Here is a 20,352-nt window from a genome sequence, read left to right as displayed (position 1 = left end):
CGTTGACTGCTGTGAATTGGACGGAGTTCTGGCCTCCGGTACTGCTTTCACTTCGGGTCGCATCACTGTCCTGTGTAATTGTGCTTGTCCTAGGCGTGTTGGCAGCCCGCTGGATGAGTCGGAGTCGCATGCGTGGCAAGCTGGTGCTGGAGACGATCTTCATGCTTCCGTTAGTGCTACCGCCTACGGTCGTCGGTTTTCTGCTTCTCGTCTTGCTGGGACGCCGAAGCTGGCTGGGGCAATGGATTGAATGGCTGCTCCATGCACCAATTATCTTCTCCTGGTGGGCGGCCGTGCTGGCATCCATTGTGGTGGCGTTCCCACTGGTATATCAGACGATGAAGACCGCGTTTGATGCCGTGGATCATTCGCTGGAGGATTCTGCGAGATCTGCAGGAGCTGGAGAATGGCAGGTATTTCGCTATATCACGCTGCCGATGACTTATCCTTCGTTGCTCACCGCAGCTATTCTGGGCTTTGCCCGCTCGCTGGGCGAGTTCGGAGCAACGCTGATGATTGCCGGTAATATCCCGGAGAAGACGCAGACGGTGCCAACAGCCATTTATGTTGCTGTCGATGCTGGCAACCAGCCGATGGCTTGGGCGTGGACTACTGCCATTGTGTTCATTTCATTCATAATGCTGCTAGTGGCTAGAAGAAAAATTTAATGGATCAGAGCGAGTGTTACATATTCTATAGTCAGAGAGCTGTGTGTATTGGGAAGACTTCAGACTTCCTAAATACAGACAGCTTTTTTGGTACATGGAACTTGAAGAAGCGCTGCTACCTATACCATGGGATGTAAATTGTAAAATAAAGCTAGAAATGCAGTGTAGTATCTTGCAATTTCATTAATTCATAGTAAAGTGATAGGTATACATAACTAATAAGGAGAGATTCGTTATGTCTACATCCATGTCACGTTCGAAGCATTTAAGCCAGGCAACGGATGATTATCTGGATCTTCTGAATTACGCCCAGCAGCTTGGAGACGAGCTATGGGAACAGGAATTGATCCATATACTGCGCCATTTATCTACAATGCATAAGGAAGAGGTTGGCATGACCAAGCCTGTTGCTGATATGGCCAATAATTATAATGGAGAGCACGATGAGCATGAGCAAGAGGAAGTAGAGGAATTGATCAACCGGCTGTGGGATCAATTCGATGCAATTAATGAGAGATTGGCCGAGATGATGAACAGGCTTCGGAGTGAGCCGAATGCGCGCGAGCGCAGGCTATGGAATGAGCAAATCTGGATGCTCAAGATGGAGCGAATGCAGCTGGAAATCCGGCTCCAGGATTTGATCAGCAATCTCTAGAAGGGGCAAGCTTCACACTGGCACTCCCTTAGGGTATAATGACGAAGTCATTTCAATAGAAAGTGGAGGCTAAGGTAAGCTTGATCACATATCCGTTTACATTTGATCCGTCCCGGCCGTTCGTGGAGCAAGCGAGCGACTGGATTGCGGATGTTTTTTATGAAGTATTGCCCGAAGCTGGCTTCGAGGTCAGAGACGAGCAGATTTATATGGCCTTTCAATTGGAGAAGGCTTATGCAGAGAAAAAAACCATTCTGGCAGAGGCTGGGGTTGGTACCGGCAAGACACTCGCTTACCTGCTGTATGCTGTCACTTATGCACGTTATACGCGAAAGCCAGCTATTATCGCTTGTGCAGATGAATCGCTAATTGAACAGCTGGTGAAGCCTGAGGGGGATATTGCGAAGCTGGCACGTTACCTGGATTTGCAGATTGATGCCCGCATGGGGAAATCGCCTGAGCAGTTCATATGCTTGAACAAGCTGGATCAAGTTCGCATGGAGGAAGAGCGCTACCAAGATATCTATGAGAGCCTTCCTGCCTTTGTGAGTCTTCCAGGAACGATGCAGACCTTCGCGCCTTATGGTAATCGCAAGGATTACCCGCAGCTATCCGATCAGGAATGGAGCCGCTTGAGTTGGGATGTGTTCCAGGATTGTCTGGTATGTGCTCAGCGTCATCGCTGTGGTCAGACCATCTCGCGGGATTACTACCGCAAGGCTACGGACTTGATTATCTGCTCCCATGATTTCTATATGGAGCATATCTGGACCTACGAATCCAAGAAGCGTGAAGGACAGCTACCACTTCTACCGGAGCATAGCTCGGTGGTCTTTGATGAAGGGCATTTGCTGGAGCAAGCAGCGCAGAATGCACTGACTTATTCGTTGAAGCATAGTGTTTTTGAACAGATTATTCTTCGTCTTTTGGAGGGAGAGGTACGAGAGTCACTGGCTATGGCGGTCGATCAGGCTATTGAATGCAGTGAGGGCTTGTTTGAGCTACTGACAAGGAATAGTCAGGCGGTGTCAGGCTCTGAACGTCGGGAGATTCATATGACGGACCGCTTGAAAGTGGAGCTGCAGCGCTTCTCGTCCCTGTTATCTACGATTGAGGAAGAACTGGTATTCGAGGATGGGCTGTTCTCGCTTAATGAATATCAGCTAAGGATCGTAGAGGAGCATCTGGAGATGCTGCAGACGGCATTAGCATTGTTCAGGCAGCCTGGTCAGTTCATTACTTGGCTTAGGGAAGACCAGGATGGGTTAACACTTGTCATGATGCCAAAGGGAGTAAAGGAGATTTTGCGTGAGCGTGTCTTCTCCAAAAAGATGCCGATCGTGTTCTCCTCAGCAACCCTATCCGCCCAAGATTCCTTCCAGTACATGGCAGACAGCCTTGGTCTGGAGGATTATCTGTCCTTTACTGTACCGTCCCCCTATCATTATACGGAGCAAATGCGTACAGCACTGTACCAGGAGCCAGAGGAACAAAAGTCACAGAAGGTACTTGAACTACTGGAAGCTAGTGGTGGGAAAGCACTCGTATTATTCCCGTCGCGAGAAGAGCTTGATAACTTCCAAAGCAGTCAGTATGGGGAAGTAGCTAATTGTCAGTATACGATGCTGTATGAAGGAACAGCTGAGATCAGCCATCTGATCTCCCGCTTCCAGCAAGATGAAAGCAGCGTGCTCTGTGCGGTCTCGCTATGGGAAGGGCTGGATATCCCAGGACCGGCGCTGTCGCATGTCATCATCTGGGATCTACCGTTCCCGCCAGCTGATCCGGTATTCAATGCGAAGCGGAGAGATGCTTCCAGTGCGCTGCATGATGTGGAGCTTCCTTATATGCTACTGCGACTCAGGCAGGGAATCGGACGTCTAATTCGCAGTCACACAGATAAGGGGATTGTCTCCATTCTTAGTAGCCGTAAGGAGCATGAGGATGTTCAACAACAAGTGGCTGCATTGCTGGGGCACTTTGCCTAAATTGAATTCAGAGGAGTCTGGTTAGATGATAACGATAACAGCTTTTTCAAGCGAGGAAATCAGGGATCCGTTCGGCATCATTCCGGGTAAGCGCTATGAGGTAGTGCTGGAGCTGGAAGTTGACGAGGAGGATGAGCTATATTCGGAGAACGGATTGTCGGCTAGAGTCATCTATGGCGTCGGAGCAGAACAGCGTCCGAATGGCATCGTGAAATATGAGCTACTTGAGCGCACCTCAGGTAACTATCTGGCCTATGATCTGGAAGAGGACGAGCTAGAGGCGCTGGAAGCCTTCTGCCGAGAGCATGAGACAGAAATTATAACCGGGACGGCCGAGGAATAGAATTTGGAAATTAAACGCAGATTCAGGATTATGATGTACCTGAAGACTGCGTTTTTTTGTCATAATCCTGTACCATTATTATGAAAATAATGCAGGGCATTTTTTGAATTCGTAAAAATATGGAAGTTCGACATTTTTCGCCATTATCAATGTCTTCTCTCTTAATTTTATTATTGTGTTTACTATTCTATGTAGAAAAATGACAAAAAAAAGCGTATAGTAGAGGAATAATTTAACTGTGATTCCAAAGGTTTTTCATTCCTTGTAGGGCACGTATCTGCAAAAAAACAAGCTGGCGGAATATTTAAGTTTGAGCCAGGATTTAGATGCCTTTGACAGGGATCTGGTTAATGAGAGATTTAGTCATGATATGTCGAATCTTGAGTTAATAGACACTAGACTCGTGAAAGGAGGTGAATATCATGGCCGGAATTAGTTTGGTTAAAGGTCAGAAGATTGATCTTACCAAAGGAAAGGCAAATCTCACGAAGGTTATTGCTGGACTTGGATGGGACCCAGCCACTCCAAAAGGCTTTTTTGGCAGATTGAAGCAGACGAATATTGATTGTGACGCTTCTGCTTTGCTGCTGGATGAGAGTGGAAGACTTGCGAAGGATACCAACCTTGTCTGTTTTCATAACAAGCAAAGTCAGTGCCGATCAGTCATTCACTCTGGTGACAATCTGACAGGTCAAGGTGAAGGTGACGATGAGCAAATCATGATCAACCTTTCAGATGTCCCTGCTGATGTACACAAAATTCTTATTGTAGTGAATATTTACGATTGTGTGAATCGTAAACAGGATTTCGGAATGATTGAGCGAGCCTATATCCGTATTTTGGATGGCGGAAACTCTCAGGAGCTAGTGCGCTTTAACTTATCAGATAATTACGGAGGAATGACAGCTCTAATTTGTGGAGAGTTGTACCGTCATAACAATGATTGGAAATTCTCTGCTATTGGTGAAGGTGCTCATGCAGTACATATAAATGAGCTCGCCCGTCGTTATACGTAACTATTTAATCTATCATGAAAGTCGCTGGACGAGCATTTTAGAACATAAAAGAGCGGAGTGAGAATTTCATGGCAATCAATCTATCCAAAGGACAAAAAGTAGATTTAACAAAAACGAATCCGGGCTTGAGCAAGATCACTGTTGGTCTCGGCTGGGATACGAATAAATATGATGGCGGTAAGGATTTTGACTTAGATGTGTCTGTATTTTGCACGAATGCTGCGGGTAAAGTGGAAGGTGAGAAAAACTTTATTTTCTACAACAATCCACAAAATGAAAATGGCTCCGTGGTTCATACGGGGGATAACCGGACAGGTGAGGGTGATGGCGATGATGAGCAAATCAAAGTCGATCTGCTTGGCGTGCCTGCCAACGTAGAGAAGATTGCATTTACGATCACCATCTATGAGGCGCAAGAGCGCAGTCAGAATTTTGGACAAGTCTCACGCGCGTATGCTCGTATTGTCAATGATGCCAACAATGAAGAAATTATCCGGTTCGATCTTGGAGAAGATTTCTCCATCGAGACTGGGGTTGTGGTAGGAGAGCTGTATCGTCATGGTGGAGAATGGAAATTCAATGCTATTGGCAGCGGATATAAGGACGGCTTGCTTGGTCTGACTCGCGATTATGGTCTGTAATAAGTATTAAGTTGGGTTGAACTAACGTTCTCCGGCCTGTTAGGCTGGGGAACGTTAGTTAGTAGAAGGGCTTTTATAATCCAGATCATCACGGTTACAGGCTTACGCCTTACTTTATGATCACGGAAAGGCGGAATTAAAGAATGACAATCAGTTTAGCCAAAGGGCAACGAATCGACTTGACCAAAACAAATCCTGGCCTTGTGCGTGTTGTGGTTGGGCTAGGTTGGGATACCAACAAATACAGCGGTGGCGTAGATTTCGACCTTGACGCATCGGCATTTTTGCTACATGAGGATGGTAAGGCCAAAGGAATTGAGGATTTCGTGTTCTATAATAATCCAACTGGTGGAGCGGGTTCTGTAAGCCATACAGGGGATAACCGGACTGGTGAAGGAGAAGGCGACGATGAGCAGATCATAGTTGACTTCAGTAAAGTGCCAGCGAATATCCAACGTATAGGAATTACCGTGACTATATATGAATATGAGGCACGTGCTCAAAATTTCGGCCAGGTTTCCAATGCATTTGTACGTGTTGTGGACGCTTCTAATGATAATGAAGTGCTTCGCTTTGATCTGGGAGAAGATTTCTCTACGGAGACAGCAGTGGTCTTTTGTGAATTTTACCGTTCAGGAGCAGACTGGAAGTTCCAAGCGATTGGTAGCGGGTTTTCCGGAGGCTTGGCTGCACTTTGCAAAAATTACGGTCTAGATGCTCAATAGGATTGAACACATAGAAAAGGTGGATTACTGATGGCTGTGACTATTATAAAAGGCCAAAAGGCTGATCTGACTAAGGTCAATCCCGGACTTGCGCGGTTGACCGTCGCTATTGGCTGGGACGCGTCTTCGATGCTCGACCTTGACACATCTGCCTTCTTGCTTGATGCCAGGGGAAAGGTGTCTGGGGATGAGGATTTTATCTTTTATAATCAGCCTACCGCCGGATTTATCACATATAGCGATGCAGTAGGGACAACTGCCAAAAAGTTATTTAATATCGATCTAGGCATGATTCCGGTACGCATTGAGAAGATTGCTTTTAGTCTTACTATTTATGACGGAGAGTCCCGAGGACAGAGCTTTGGGCAGGTTCAGAATGCGTATATCAGCTTTGTTGATGATACGGTGGGCCAAGAGGTGTTGAGATTCGATCTGGCCAGTGGCTTGACTGTGGAGACAGCGATTGTCATCGGCGAGCTTTACCGCTATAACAGTGAATGGAAATTCAATGCGGTAGGAGCGGGCTTTGCAGGAGGGCTGAATGCGTTGTGTGGTAATTTCGGTGTGGAAGTGGACAGTAGTCTTTCTGCCTCATCTACGCCTCCACCTGTTCCAGTGCCTCCAGCTCCAATACCCCCTTCGGCGCCTATTCCTCAGCCCAAGTCTGAACTTAATTTGAGCAAGATTGAGCTGAAGAAAAAGGGCGATTCCATTAACCTGAAGAAAAATGCCAGTGGGGTACTGGGTGAGATTCTAATTAATCTGAATTGGAACCAACAGACGAGCCGAGGGCTGTTTGGACGGAGTAGTGGTGTTGATCTGGATCTTGGCTGTCTGTATGAGATGAAGGATGGCAGTAAAGGGGTCGTACAAGCGCTTGGGAGATCCTTCGGTTCTTTGAATCGCTTCCCCTATATCTCTCTTGATGGTGACGATCGAACCGGATCGATCAAGACAGGTGAGAATCTCCGGATTAATGGTGCCAAAATCTCCGAAATTAAACGGATTCTTGTGTTCACGTATATCTATGACGGAGTTGCTAATTGGTCTCAAGCTGATGGGATTGTCACCATTTATCAAAAAGATGGTCCAGATATCATCGTTCGTATGAACGAATATGGAAGCTCGCATGGGATGTGTGGCATTGCTATGTTTCGTAATGTCAATAACGAGACTTTCAGCATTGAGCGGATTGTCCAGTTTTATCCTGGTCATAAACAATTGGATCGAGCTCATGGTTGGAATATGCGTTGGACAGCCGGTAGTAAATAATAATTTGAATTAGCGGAGGCCGCCTTTTCATGTTTAGTGACTTTTTTAGAAGTATTGGCGAGAATTATGGTCACTTCTTCTCCTGGTCCGAAATTGTAGCTACACTTTCTGATCCTGTTAGTTGGGGAATCATTGGTACCCTGATCATTCTCGAGGGCCTGTTGTCGGCTGATAATGCACTGGTGCTGGCTGTCATGGTCCGACATTTACCAAAAGAACAGCAAAAGCGCGCATTATTCTACGGTATTCTTGGCGCGTACATCTTCCGCTTCATTGCTATTGGTCTCGGAACAATCTTAGTAAAGTTCACACTAATTAAGGTTATTGGAGCACTGTACCTGCTGTACATTGCTTACAAGGGGCTATTCAAGTCAAGTGGTGAGGATAATCATGAAGGTAAGCAATATTCTTTCTGGCGAACAGTGCTCATGGTCGAACTCATGGACATTGCCTTCAGTATTGACAGTGTTATTGCTGCGTTCGGTGTAAGTGAGCAGATCTGGGTTCTCTTCCTTGGAGGTATCATCGGGGTGCTTATGATGCGTGGTGTGGCCCAAGTATTCCTTCGCCTGATAGAGAAGTTCCCGGAACTGGAGAAGGCGGCCTTCATCCTGATCGCCATTATCTCCGGTAAAATGATGCTAAGCGCATTTGGCGTTCATATTCCAAATGTTGCTTTCTTCTCACTGCTGATTGCTGTTTTTGTGGGGGCGATGCTGTTAAGTACCTACAAGAGCAAAAAAGCCAACAACGAAAACAAAGGCGAGGCTTAATACGGCTTTCACAGATGAGTATGTTGCAGGGATGCAATACACGAATCAAATGGTCTAGAATGCTAAAATTAGACACAACAATCCCTCCGTTTTATGGGGGGATTGGTTTTTATCTCCTCCAACAGTTTCTCTAAATGAAGACATCAGCAAGGTCTTTAAGTCACAGCGGAAGAAGGAGGGAAGTCCCCTGAAATACTTTAGCTTTTTGAACGCTGAAGAAGAAGCGGCACTATTTTACATGTCTCCTGAATCATTTGACCGTTGGACCTGCAAGGACACCCTGGCATACACCGTTGGGGCTGCTTTATACATGCCGGCAACACGCCCGCATATCGTTGAAGAGATTGTGAGCGGCAAATACGAAGGCCTAACAAGCATTGTAATGGATCTGGAGGATGCTATAGGCGATGGACAGGTTGAACTGGCGGAACGATGCCTTGAGCAGCATCTGGATGGTCTGAAAGAGGCGTTAGGCACGGGAAGACTTGCGCATGACAAATTGCCTCTGATCTTCGCTCGGGTCAGGACTCCGGAGCAGCTTGAGCGGCTTCTGGTACAACTGGGTGAGCGCGTCAGTCTGCTTACTGGAATCGCACTGCCCAAGTTCGGGCTCCATAATGCGAAGTCGTACATGAATCTCATTCTTGAATATAACCGGCAGAGATCCTCGGAATTTCCAACGCTGTATGCGATGCCAATTCTGGAAACCGCAGAAATTATTTATCGTGAGACGCGCTGGGATACTTTGCAGTATCTGAAGCAGGTCATTGATGACCATGCCGAGTATGTGCTAAATGTACGAATTGGGGCTACAGATTTCTCTAGTCTGTTTGGACTTCGGCGCAGTCCCGAGATTACCATCTACGATGTAGCGGCGATTCGTGATTGTATTGCCGATATTATCAATTTGTATGGTCGTGCCGATGGAGGCTATGTCATATCCGGGCCTGTCTGGGAGTATTTCAGCCAGCGCGAGCGGGTCTTCAAGCCACAACTACGGCAGACACCATTCGAGGAGACGCTCGGCAGACCAGGGCGAAGCTTGCGAATGAAGTATATTAACAGCTCGATGGATGGACTGATGCGCGAGGTCATGATGGACAAGGAGAATGGCATCATTGGCAAAACGATTATTCATCCTTCGCACATCAAGCCAGTGCAAGCCATGTATGTGGTCACACATGAAGAATATTTGGATGCCCAAGAGATTATTAGCCGCGATAATGGCTCGCTTGGTGTATTCAAGAGTGTCTACACGAATAAGATGAACGAGATTAAGCCGCATTTGAACTGGGCCCGCCGCATCTTGATCCGATCACAAATATATGGGGTGTTACATGAACATCAACACTATGTCGGACTCTTGCCACAGCATGAGCACACTTACGTTTCCTATTCTGGACACATTTAAAGTTACTGTTGAAGCCACGCATAATCCTTTACAACTCCCTTTGAATTGTCTATTCTCCATGGCGGCCAGACTGAACAAGAAGCGCTCGTTTCTTTTTGTAAGCAAGCTGCTAGGCAAGCATATTGCCGTCAACCCATATACCTCTCTATTAAGCGGAGCTGCTCTTGCCGTCTTACTTTATGAGCAACGGGCAGGGGAGGATGAGCGTATTCCAGAGTGGAAGAAACATATTGTACAAGGGCTTAGTGAGCCGTCGTATGCCCGTCAGGCTTATGAATACTTAATGTCTGCGAACCTGGTATTGACAGAGCAGATCAGTTTTGTCGGCTTTGCCGAAACGGCAACTGCGCTAGGGCACAGCATGTATGGTGCATTCGCAGATCAGGCTACGTACATTCATTCCACGAGAGAGCAGCTCTCAGACATCACTCCAGATATTCAATTTGAAGAAGAGCATTCCCATGCTACTGCACATCGTTGTTATGCGTTGGAGAGGGAGGCGCTAGAGGGCTCTACTCCATTAGTCCTGGTAGATGATGAGATTACAACAGGCAATACGACGTTGAATATCATTCGGGATATTCAGCGGAATTTTCCGCGTAAGCAATACTATATCGCCTCCTTGCTTGACTGGCGTACAGAGGAAAATGAGCATCGATTTGAGGCGTTGGAAGCAGAATTGGGCATTGTGATTACCCCCCTTAGCCTTCTGAAGGGTAGAATTCATATTCAAGGAGAGCCCATTCTTGAAACCTCTGTGAAGGACCAAGAGCTTCGTCCGACAGTTCAGTTGAATTCTTGGTATGTCGCAGACCATCTAGAAGCTCTATACGTAGAATCCTCTGATGCACAGGGGCGACGTTGCTCCAGTCCTTATCTCCGTTATAGCGGTAGATTCGGGCTGCACTCTTCCCACAATGCCAGCCTGAGCGCTGGTATTTCGAAGATGGCTTCGACACTGCGAAACGGTCGTACCGGAAAGCGTACCCTTGTCATGGGGACCGGGGAATTCATGTACATCCCGATGCGAATTGCCGCAGAGATGGGAGAAGGAGTCCACTACCAGTCCACTACGCGCAGTCCGATCTACACGGTAGACCGCCCAGGATATGCTGTCGTAGCCGGTTATGACTACGCTTCACCAGAGGACCTGTCCGTGACTCATTATATTTACAATGTACAGCCAGGACAATATGACGAAATATTCGTACTGCTGGAGAGGCGATGGCCTGAAGAGTCCATGCAGTCGATGATGGATGTACTGTCACGTCTCGGATGCAATCAAATACATGTTGTGTACTGCGGTGCTCCAGAGTAGGGGGAAGTTGAGCATGAATCTATCAACGATTGAACAGCTAATGCAGCGTAAGGTGAAGCCGCCTGAGCCTATGGGAAGCTATGATCCGTCTGATGCTGTATTTCTGTTAAAGGACCTGAGTAACGTCAATTTGGAAAAAGAGACCGGTGAGCGTGAATATGCCATTCAGTCGGGTGTGCATTATTCGGAGATGCTGCCTGTGGAGTACCACCCCACGGATGAATATATAGAGCTGTTCCACCAGACCCTTGCACAATCAGCTACTAAGGTTGCTTTGGCAGCTGCTACGGTAGCCGAATGCATCATGCACAAGAAGGGGCCACAGGCGATTCTGGTATCACTGGCTCGTGCCGGAACACCGATTGGTATTTTGGTGAAGCGCTTTATCAAAATGAAGTATGGTGCAGATCTTCCCCATTATAGTATCTCCATCATCCGGGGCAAAGGCATTGACCAAAATGCGATCCTATATATCTTGCAGCAGCATGGACTGGATGCAAAGCTTCAATTCATTGACGGCTGGACAGGCAAAGGAGCCATTCGCCAGGTGCTCATCGAGGCCTGCCGTGATTTTGAGCAGCGCTATGGCGTGAGGCTAGATGATGATTTGGCTGTACTGGCTGATCCGGGACAATGCTCGTCAACTTACGGTACCCGCGAAGACTATTTGATACCAAGTGCATGTCTGAACTCCACAGTCTCTGGATTAATGAGCCGTACCGTACTGCGCGACGATCTAATTGGAGCTGATGATTTCCATGGTGCCAAATGGTATAAGGAATGGGAAGGCTCGGATCTGTCACAGCTTTTCGTAGATACAATATCGGACTGCTTCTCTGATGTTGCAGCCGCTGCATCGCAGCAAGCGAAGGAGCTGCTACACCATCCACCTGAAGTCACCTGGCAAGGAAAGAAGGATATTGAAGCGATCCAGCGGGCATTTAGTATCCAGGATATCAATCTGGTGAAGCCGGGGATTGGTGAGACCACCAGAGTATTGCTTAGACGCATTCCGTGGAAAATCCTCGTGAATCACCCGGATAATCCACACTTGGAGCATATTAGGCTGCTTGCCAAGGAACGAGGAGTGCCCGTGGAAGTATTCCCAGGCTTGACGTATTCCTGCTGCGGCATCATCCGCTCTGTTAAGGGGGGAGGAGAATGATTTTTGCCAGTGATCTTGATCAGACGTTGATCTATTCTCGTCGCTCGATGGGTGTTCCTGAGGGGAGCGAGGGTCTTGTGCCTGTGGAATGGATTGACGGGAAGCTGTCGGCTTATATGTCAGAGTCGGCGTTACAGGAGCTGCAGCTAATATCCCGGCAGATTACTTTTGTTCCTGTTACAACCCGTACAGTGGAGCAATATCAACGTATTCGAATTTTTCAGCAGGAGTTTATACCCGCATATGCGATCACTAGTAATGGGGGGAATATACTCATAGATGGTCAAGTGGAGGCCTCCTGGAATGAACGAATTCGCGCACAGCTCTCGAAGAACGCAGCAGCCCCTGATGAAGTGATGCGTTTATTCAAGCCGGTGATGAGTGATGAATGGGTCATTGGAGGACGACTGTGTGATGAGCTCTTCTTCGCTTATGTGATCCAGCGCGATAACATGCCACTAGAGGCAGTAATGGACACCATTGGCCAGCTTGATTCTCTTGGCTGGGAGGCGTCCATCCAGGGTCGCAAGCTGTATCTGGTTCCGTCAGCGGTGAACAAGCATAATGCAGTTGAACATATACGCCAGCTTGTAGGTGCTGAAGCGGTGCTGGCATCGGGCGATTCGCTGCTGGATCGTTGCTTGCTGGATGGGGCGGACTACGCGATTGCTCCCAGGCATGGTGAATTGTATCGGGAACAGCAACGTAATCCTGAACTTGTGCCCTATGTCTTCACCGAGCAGTCTGGTGTGTTCGCAGCCAATGAGATCTTGGACTACGTGCGAACTACTTATCAAGCATTGACAGGGGAGGCCGCTTCATGAATAAAGTGCGAATTTATTTTAACCGCTGGTTCTCCGTTGCCTACCATTATATGAATCTGATTCGGAATAATGAGGATGGCATGCAATTTGAGATCTATGGCACCCATTCCGATCCGGCGAATATGGCGCTTCAGGGCTGTGATCATGCAGAGCAGGAGCCTAAAGTGACAGGGATGGAGTATGTTGAATTCTGTCTGGATTTTTGCTCTCGTCACCAGATTGATGTCTTTATTCCCCGTTGGAATATGCTTGATATTAGTAGAAATATTCATCTCTTCGAAACGAATGGTACGAGGGTCATGGTACTAAGCGATACAGAATTGCTGGAACAGCTTATGGAAAAGGATCGCTTTTACCAATCAGTCAGAGAGCTGGGGATCATGCAGATTCCTGAATACTATGCTGTTAGTAATGCAGATCAGTTCTCCAAAGCGTACGAAGCACTGGTTGATCAGGGATTTAAAGTGTGCTTCAAGCCCTGCAACGGAGAGGGTGGGATGGGCTTCCGTGTCATAGATAACAGTCGAAATCCACTACAGGAGCTATTCGGACATGCCCAGAACCGAATAAGCTATGAGGACGCATATCTTGCCTTTTCTTCGGTAGAGTCATTCCAGAATATTATGGTCATGGAGTTGCTGGAAGGATACGAATATAGCATTGATTGTCTTGCAGACAGGGAAGGGCAGCTGCTTGCTGCGGTTCCACGACGCAAGGCAGGCGGTCGTCTTCGCTTGTTAGAAGAGAATACGGAGCTATTACAGATTGCAGCCGATGTTGCAGCAGCCTATCGTATTCCCTACAACTTCAATATTCAGATGAAGTATAACAGTGGAGTTCCTAAGCTACTGGAGATTAATCCGCGTATGTCGGGAGGCCTGCACACCTCCTGCCTGTCGGGCATTAACTTTCCTTATCTGGCCGTCCGGCTTGCCCTTGGACTGGGTGTGGGTGAATTGCAGCCGCAGTATGGCATCCTTGCGAGCCATGTTGAACAGCCACTGGTGATCGATGCCGGGAAGGTGCGAGGGCATGCGGCGGATTCATAGTTTGAATATCCGACGATGGGTGTGAGCTTTCCATAGATTGACACCTTCTGCATGTTTTCTTAAGATATCAGATAGTACACACTTCGGGGTGAGACATCTGTTAGCGTAAGGAATGGCTATGGAGAGCGGTTGTTTACCCTTCTAGGTGTTGTAAGAGTCAGGAGGACAAGCTATGTTAAGAACTACTAAAATCTTATGGGGAGCTCTAATCGGGTATGTTGTCGCGGCGATCAGCAGCCCTCTCATGCCTGAGTTTGTGTCCTGGGCAATACCGGCGTTGGCTACCTTGGTAGGAAGTATGATTCCTTCGTCGACGAGGGCACCTCTGGCAGAGCCTAGAGATGCTAATCAGCGTCGAGAGTCACGTCTGAGACAAGAGCAAGCCGGTATGGACATGCAGCCACCCCGTGCAGGTAGCTCTAGCGATCTCGATGGTTCATATCATTCTGGTGAGAGCTCTATTGGAGATCAGCGACAAAATCAACAGCAACAATCGCAGCAATCGCCGGAGATGAGTCGTCCGGATGCACTAACGGAGCAAGATCCTGTATTTGGACCTGTTATTGCTTATCTTGAAGTTCTTGAGGATATGGTTATCTCCGAGGGTAGAAAAAATGAGCTGGATAATGAGATTGTGGAGAAGTCTTTGTCTCTGTTTGCCCGGCTGCAGCGTGTCATACCGGATTTGCATGCCTTGAACAACGGCGATGTCAATCATACGGTACGAAGGCTGATTCTCAAGGATTTGAACAGCTTGATAAATCCGTTCCTTCGTCTTAGCGGTGATGCTAAACGGACTAATCGGCGAACACTGCTTAATGGTCTGAGGGATGTAGATGCGAAGATTACCGAAATCGTGTCTACGATTGAGCATAAGGACCTTATCGAGCTGCAAAGTAAGGCGGAGCTCATTCACCAGCGATACAATAGCTCGGAATTATAGGAGGAATAGAGATGGCTACGGATTGGATTCAATTAAAGCAAGAGGATGAGCAGCGAGTTTCTCAGGAGGCGGCGCAACTCATTCAGCGCGTATCTCAAAGTGATGTGTTTCAGCTAGATACACTGATGGACGATATTGGAAGTCTAGGCATCAAGACCCAGGAGCGTGCTGGAATGACGCTGAAACAACTGGACCGTCCTGTAAATGATCTGATGTCCGGCAATCGCGCTGAAGTATCCAACATGATTCTGAAGCTACGGGACGAATGTGAAAGTCTTCAGCAAAGCAAAAATGTCAGCTTATTCGGACGTCTTCTGCGCAAGAGCCCACTTAAAAATTATGTATATCGCTATCAATCAGTGCGTAAGAATATTGATAGCATCATTAACGCCCTGCGGGATGGCAAGGATAATCTCCAAGAAAACATTGTGAATATGCGTCAATTGAAGCGGTCTTCCATTCAAGAGATTTATAATTTGCAGACGAAGATTGCCTTCGGCAACGAATTGAAGACACTGTTCGAGGCTGAGATTGCCAAGCAAGAGAATGAGAACCGGAAGCCCCATCTTGAACGCGGACTACGTAAGGTGGTGAGCCGCATTCAATCAATGACCGAGATGATTATGCTATATAATCAAGCGATTGCTGCAACAGATATCATTAATGATAACAATGACAAGCTGATCGACTCTGTGAACAATGCGATTGATAAGACAGCGAACCTGATCACAGTATCTGCTATGATTGCTATGGCCTTGAACGATCAGGAGAAGGTCATCTCTGCAGTCGAAGCCACAAACAAGACTATTGAAGATCAGTTTAAGGAAAATGCAAGATTGCTGCGCACAACCACAGAGCGTACAAACGAGCTGATGTCCAAACCAGCTATGTCTATTGAAGCTGTCAATCAGGCAATTGGCGATCTGATGTCTGCATTGGATTCGTCAGAGCAGTCCAACCGTCGTATCATTGAGAGCTGTAATGACTATACAACCAAGATGACCGCTTTGAATGCGAAGATGAGTGAGCGTCTTGGTTTAGAGGGTTCTAAGGGGCCAGCTATTCAAAATACAGGCAGTGCAGATCGCAACGCACTAAGTTCCTTTTTGGACTAATTTCATAACTTTAACAGAAGGCACCTCCTGATATGAGGTGTCTTTTTCTTTTATAAAGTTTACGAAGGAGATTTCCGGGGAGAATAACATACATCTGATTCCTATGCATACAATCTCGTAAGAATTGGAATACATCTGTTCTGAGGAGAGAGGTATACGTATGTTAACTACCGTAATAGCGGGGATTGTCCTGGTTGTGATTATAGTAGCAAGTAGTGAAAAAGCTGAATCTATTGCTGAATTAAATGAACAATGATGATCATTTGTGTAAAGCAGTCTGTTAGGGTATAGGTGGCCGATAGTGAAGCTGACGGGTAGTTGATGGGTAGTGATGGGGGATATGCAGGATGTATCAGCGAGTTATACTCATGAAGAACGGCCTGGACTTGATGTCACATCAAGACTCAGGCCGTTTTGTTATGCTGGTCGGCTGACGTACCGTTCTCCTCAGGCTGCTGTCTCCCGAACCGGATACGGTGCACGAGCAGATACAGTAGTGGCAATGCATTGATAATGATCGCATTGAAGTACAGAGCATACGAGCGAAGTGCCATTTCATAACTGGACGGATCTCGTGAATACTGGAGAGCGGTGATGGCTACGGTGCCTCCGATCATGAAGGTAAGCATACGACGCTTGTTGATATTGAAGATCTCTTTGACGCAGTTGGAGCACACATACATTAAGAAGGAGCTTCGAATGAACATCGTTGTAGACCAGACGGAAATGAGCACTGGGTCGAGATTGTCCAGAAAATCCCCGAATCTTACATATCTGATCAGCTCAAGCAAGGGATAACGTAGCTGTGCGGATAAATATGGCCCAAAATTTATGAGGCAAATCATCCAGTACATTATCACCAGCAGCACCACCGTAAATCCGGCAAAGAACAAATACCGCATCGTTCTGCGATTGAAGCTATATGTCGGCACCAGAAAAAGCATAACGATCCATTCCGTGAACCAAGCCACGGTCATACTGGAATGAACTATTATTTGCTTCCAGTCATGGTTGGTGATCATGGATACTAGGACATCATAATTCCCCTGACTGATCGTCGGAGGAACGGTAGTAGCCGTCGTAAACAATTGCAGAAGGAAAATGCCCTCAGCCATGTATACAATCGTAAGTAGCCCTGAGCGTCCAGCTAACGAAATACATAGTACAGTGAGCATTATGGTAATCCAGACTGGTGTATCCGGCATGTACATCGAGTGAAGAAATACGATAAAATTCTCCACATCTATACCGATAAGTGCCAGGGTGTATAAGGTGATGAAGGCAAGCACAGCCTTATGCGGCCATTTGCCAATAATACGAGCGCCGAATTCCTGAAATGGCTTATCTGGATATAGTCTCCCGAGCTTAACGGTAAGGAGCAGGAAGAAGCCGGATATTGTATATCCCCCGAGCAGGGCGATCCAGCCATAGTAGTTGCTCATTCCAAATAACCTGGGCAGTAGAAATGCAACATTTTGTGAGTAAAGGTACACGAACGCAAAACGATAGATCTGCCAATTGTTAACTTTCATAGATCTCCCACCTTATTTGAGGAGTACGTCGATCCAGCCTAATAGCATCATGATGATGCTGTTAGGCTGTGGCCATTTATCCACATAGTTGGCCATACCGCACCAGATTACAAACAGACAGAACAGGATGATGAACATGTAGTGGTCCTTTTTGTCCCGTTTGTCGATAAACTTCCATTCCATTAATGCGAGCGCCGAATATAGCAGGATAACGATCATCCATTTCATCCTCCCTGTTGGCAATTCAGGCTAGGTACGGAACTCTGACCCGAAGTATTGAATGCTAATATCGGATATAACCTTGAACTGTATGTCTTCCTTGAAATGCTGTGCCCAATGGGGCCGCAGCTTGTCCCAAATATGGGGATATTTCCACTCCAGTCGATAGCCTGACATTATTATGTCGGCTTCATGGGCTCGGGCCTTATGAAGCGCGGACAATAGCAGATCATTTACATGAGTTTCAAGCTCCTTCTCAATCTGCTGAATTCGTCTGATCTCTTCGGCCTTATGCGGTGGATAAATACTACGGAGCTGACCCTTGGCCGAAAGGTGGATGCTAAATACCGGCTTTCCTTGCGACATATGAGCTTTTAGATCGCTTTTGATCGCGTACAGAGAGACACTTGCCTTTTCCTTCTTATTCACAATGGTAATGGAGGCTGTTTTGAGATTATTTCTTGTCCAGGCGATAACACGAGCTTCATCCAGATCCAGCTCCCCAACCATCTTCATGTTCTTGAACATGGCCGCACCCTGCAGACCTACCCAATTCATGTTTTCATTATTTTCACTAATCATCTTTTCGTTCTGCATATTCAGCAAGGAGACGACAAAGCCTTGATTGTCAGCCTCAGCCATCAGCACATCCCGTATCTGGGTCTGCAGCAGATTGCGTTGGTTGGCAAATTCTCGTAGGACCTCACCCGGAGTCGTCTCCGCCACAGGGGTTAGCGACGTGATATCTTTTGCTTTACCTGGTGCTACAAAAATATAGCTGTTAATGTGAAATAACGGTTCTCTGAAAAGCCACTCAATCGTATCTCCGATTCCAGCCTGTGCGTATTCACGACCGAAGACAACTACTCGTGCATGTCCCCAGGACAGCTTTCGGGTCAGATCCGTCTGCAGCTTCTCGGCAGCATCCGTAAGAGATGTGCCCGTCTTGGTGAACACGGCATACGGTCGGCCTCCGCCTCCACCACCACCAGTGTTCTCACCAGCCATGCGGTTCGGAAGCGGGACGCTAATCGTGAGCTCAACCTCGCCTGGTTTCTCAGCTTTGTCCACATAGATAGAGCTCACAAAAGCTCGTTCGTTGATCTCTACCTTGGAGGAGCACCCCGTGAGGAGACTGCACATGAACAGAAGAGTGACCATCAGAAGTGAGCGAACAAAGACTAAGGGGTTCATTTGGAGCTCCGCCTTTTCAATTGATTGGTATTCGTAAACGAGCTTGGCCGTCGCTTCATATCGAACCAGGGTACCCGCAAGAGCGTATCCTTAAGATCCTGAAACACGAAGGGGGCAAGCGGCTGCATATAAGGTATGCCAAATGACCGAAGATTCACCATGTACCAGTAGGTAATGAATAGTGACATCACAATGCCGATTAGTCCAAGCGTTCCCCCGAGGATCAGGATCGGAAAGCGCAGCAGACGCAGTGTCAGGCTAAGTTCAAAGTGAGGGATAATGAAGGATGCAATCCCTGTAATAGACACGACGATGACCATAGGGGCGGATACGATCCCCGCCTGTACAGCGGCTTGACCAATGACAATCCCGCCGATAATCGATACAGTCTGTCCGAGCGGCTTGGGAATCCGTATACCGGCCTCCCGCAGCCCTTCAAAGGTGAGTTCCATGATCAAGGCCTCAATGAGAGCTGGAAAAGGAATATTCTCCCGTGCACTTGCGATTGTAAGCAGGAGGCTTGTCGGTATGATTTCCGGATGGAAGGTCGTCATAGCTACATACATCGAAGGCAAGAGCAAGGACATGATGGAGAACAGGAGCCGGACTAGTCGAATCCAGGAGGCAGGATAGAAGCCCTGGTAGTAGTCCTCGGCAGACTGCATCATGGCGAAAAAAGTCGTAGGCAGAAGCAGCGTAAAAGGAGTACCATCCTGCAAAATGGCAACCCTGCCTTCCATAAGGGCGGAAGCAACAGAATCCGGGCGTTCTGAGAACTGACTCTGCGGGAAAGGGGAGTACGGGGTGCCAGCCATGTATTCGGCCAAGTAATTGATGCTAAGCACACTATCCATATCGAAGGAATCCATTTTCTCGGTAATTTCCTTCAGCACCTCTGGCTTGCACAGTCCTTCAATGTAGGTCAAATAAATCGTCGTTCGTGTGTAACGTCCAATCTCATACTTTACAGTCTTGAGCTTGGGGTGCTTGATGATATGACGCAGCAGTGACATATTCACCTGAATATCCTCTACAAAAGCCTGCTGGGGTCCAATAACGACAACTTCGTTAGTGGATTCAGGTACGGATCTACTCTGATACTGCTTCAGCTCGAACAAGCGCATGTGTGGCTGTCCAGCTACATATAATGCAGCTTCACCAGCTACAATCGCATCGGTCACGTCTTTGGCTGTGGAAGCTGTCTTATTAGATATGGTGAAGAAAGCCTCATCCTGGATGCGGTTCAAAAGCTGCTCGTCTGTCTGCAGACGGGTTGCTTCCTCCAGCAGCGGCTTGGTTACAGCTTCTCTGAGTAGCTGCGTATTCGTTATGGAGGCGATGTATAGCAATTTGCAAGGCAGGCTACCTAATTGGAAGGGCTGGATAATGAGATCCGAGCAGCCTTGGAGATTGGAAAGCACCTCTTGCAGCAGCAGGTTCGATTTATTCATAATGTAAGAGCACCCTCCCATCTGAAAGATAGAAATGATGTTGATGGTGT

General features: G+C 47.3%; 20 protein-coding genes. 16 read left to right on the top strand and 4 right to left on the bottom strand.

What is annotated here, in order from left to right; genetic code table 11:
* Positions 1–2 precede the first annotated feature (2 nt).
* The 16 genes from modB to K331_RS0103675 all read left to right on the top strand — a co-directional run bounded on the left by modB (position 3) and on the right by K331_RS0103675 (position 15,906).
* Complete coding sequence (gene modB / locus K331_RS0103750) at positions 3–668, top strand: molybdate ABC transporter permease subunit (protein ID WP_028589246.1); 666 nt, start codon at positions 3–5, stop codon at positions 666–668.
* A 235-nt stretch (positions 669–903) separates the two neighbouring features.
* Positions 904–1,323, top strand: a complete 420-nt coding sequence (locus tag K331_RS0103745; RefSeq protein ID WP_051289603.1) for a hypothetical protein — start codon at positions 904–906, stop codon at positions 1,321–1,323.
* 80 nt (positions 1,324–1,403) lie between these two features.
* Entirely contained in the window at positions 1,404–3,311 is a 1,908-nt protein-coding gene (locus K331_RS0103740) for an ATP-dependent DNA helicase (RefSeq protein WP_028589244.1), read from the top strand.
* 25 nt (positions 3,312–3,336) lie between these two features.
* The gene (locus tag K331_RS0103735; protein WP_018883212.1) at positions 3,337–3,654 is read left to right on the top strand and encodes a DUF6509 family protein; all 318 of its coding nucleotides are present in this window, start codon (positions 3,337–3,339) and stop codon (positions 3,652–3,654) included.
* Between the two features lie 422 nt (positions 3,655–4,076).
* Positions 4,077–4,670 (top strand): TerD family protein, encoded by a 594-nt coding sequence (locus K331_RS0103730; RefSeq protein WP_018883210.1) that lies wholly within the window; start codon positions 4,077–4,079, stop codon positions 4,668–4,670.
* 68 nt (positions 4,671–4,738) lie between these two features.
* The gene (locus K331_RS0103725; protein WP_028589243.1) at positions 4,739–5,311 is read left to right on the top strand and encodes a TerD family protein; all 573 of its coding nucleotides are present in this window, start codon (positions 4,739–4,741) and stop codon (positions 5,309–5,311) included.
* A gap of 143 nt (positions 5,312–5,454) precedes the next feature.
* Entirely contained in the window at positions 5,455–6,036 is a 582-nt protein-coding gene (locus tag K331_RS0103720; protein WP_028589242.1) for a TerD family protein, read from the top strand.
* Between the two features lie 30 nt (positions 6,037–6,066).
* Positions 6,067–7,308: a TerD family protein gene (locus tag K331_RS0103715; protein WP_028589241.1), complete on the top strand. Its 1,242-nt coding sequence runs from the start codon at positions 6,067–6,069 to the stop codon at positions 7,306–7,308.
* A 29-nt stretch (positions 7,309–7,337) separates the two neighbouring features.
* Positions 7,338–8,081: a TerC family protein gene (locus tag K331_RS0103710; protein WP_028589240.1), complete on the top strand. Its 744-nt coding sequence runs from the start codon at positions 7,338–7,340 to the stop codon at positions 8,079–8,081.
* Between the two features lie 238 nt (positions 8,082–8,319).
* On the top strand, positions 8,320–9,492 hold the full coding sequence (locus tag K331_RS0103705; protein ID WP_084165334.1) for an HpcH/HpaI aldolase/citrate lyase family protein: 1,173 nt from the start codon (positions 8,320–8,322) through the stop codon (positions 9,490–9,492).
* A 58-nt stretch (positions 9,493–9,550) separates the two neighbouring features.
* Positions 9,551–10,810 carry a phosphoribosyltransferase family protein gene (locus K331_RS0103700; RefSeq protein ID WP_028589238.1) on the top strand — a complete coding sequence of 420 codons (1,260 nt, stop codon included), beginning with the start codon at positions 9,551–9,553 and terminating at the stop codon, positions 10,808–10,810.
* Positions 10,811–10,823: 13 nt separating this feature from the next.
* On the top strand, positions 10,824–11,975 hold the full coding sequence (locus K331_RS0103695; protein ID WP_028589237.1) for a cysteine protease StiP family protein: 1,152 nt from the start codon (positions 10,824–10,826) through the stop codon (positions 11,973–11,975).
* Positions 11,972–12,799, top strand: coding sequence for an HAD family hydrolase (locus tag K331_RS0103690; RefSeq protein WP_028589236.1), 828 nt, complete (start codon positions 11,972–11,974; stop codon positions 12,797–12,799). Before K331_RS0103695 ends, K331_RS0103690 begins: the two co-directional genes overlap by 4 nt.
* Complete coding sequence (locus tag K331_RS0103685; RefSeq protein ID WP_028589235.1) at positions 12,796–13,848, top strand: ATP-grasp domain-containing protein; 1,053 nt, start codon at positions 12,796–12,798, stop codon at positions 13,846–13,848. The genes K331_RS0103690 and K331_RS0103685 overlap by 4 nt, the downstream gene beginning before the upstream one ends.
* A 172-nt stretch (positions 13,849–14,020) precedes the next feature.
* Positions 14,021–14,791, top strand: a complete 771-nt coding sequence (locus K331_RS0103680) for a hypothetical protein (protein WP_028589234.1) — start codon at positions 14,021–14,023, stop codon at positions 14,789–14,791.
* A gap of 11 nt (positions 14,792–14,802) precedes the next feature.
* Positions 14,803–15,906 carry a toxic anion resistance protein gene (locus K331_RS0103675; RefSeq protein ID WP_028589233.1) on the top strand — a complete coding sequence of 368 codons (1,104 nt, stop codon included), beginning with the start codon at positions 14,803–14,805 and terminating at the stop codon, positions 15,904–15,906.
* Between the two features lie 404 nt (positions 15,907–16,310).
* Here K331_RS0103675 and K331_RS0103665 read toward each other — a convergent pair whose 3' ends face one another.
* From K331_RS0103665 to K331_RS0103650, 4 genes are read right to left on the bottom strand one after another with little or no spacing between them, the layout of a single operon-like run.
* Positions 16,311–17,438, bottom strand: coding sequence for a GerAB/ArcD/ProY family transporter (locus tag K331_RS0103665; RefSeq protein ID WP_028589232.1), 1,128 nt, complete (start codon positions 17,436–17,438; stop codon positions 16,311–16,313).
* A gap of 12 nt (positions 17,439–17,450) precedes the next feature.
* The gene (locus K331_RS28870; protein WP_018883196.1) at positions 17,451–17,657 is read right to left on the bottom strand and encodes a hypothetical protein; all 207 of its coding nucleotides are present in this window, start codon (positions 17,655–17,657) and stop codon (positions 17,451–17,453) included.
* Positions 17,658–17,687: 30 nt separating this feature from the next.
* Positions 17,688–18,851, bottom strand: a complete 1,164-nt coding sequence (locus tag K331_RS0103655) for a Ger(x)C family spore germination protein (protein ID WP_028589231.1) — start codon at positions 18,849–18,851, stop codon at positions 17,688–17,690.
* The gene (locus K331_RS0103650) at positions 18,848–20,302 is read right to left on the bottom strand and encodes a spore germination protein (RefSeq protein WP_028589230.1); all 1,455 of its coding nucleotides are present in this window, start codon (positions 20,300–20,302) and stop codon (positions 18,848–18,850) included. Before K331_RS0103650 ends, K331_RS0103655 begins: the two co-directional genes overlap by 4 nt.
* Between the last annotated feature and the right edge of the window lie 50 nt (positions 20,303–20,352).

It is taken from the genome of Paenibacillus massiliensis subsp. panacisoli DSM 21345 (assembly GCF_000426545.1).
Classification (GTDB): Bacteria; Bacillota; Bacilli; order Paenibacillales; family Paenibacillaceae; genus Paenibacillus; species Paenibacillus panacisoli.
Note: the sequence above shows the minus strand (reverse complement) of the source record. Positions and strands in the feature narration are given on the sequence as shown.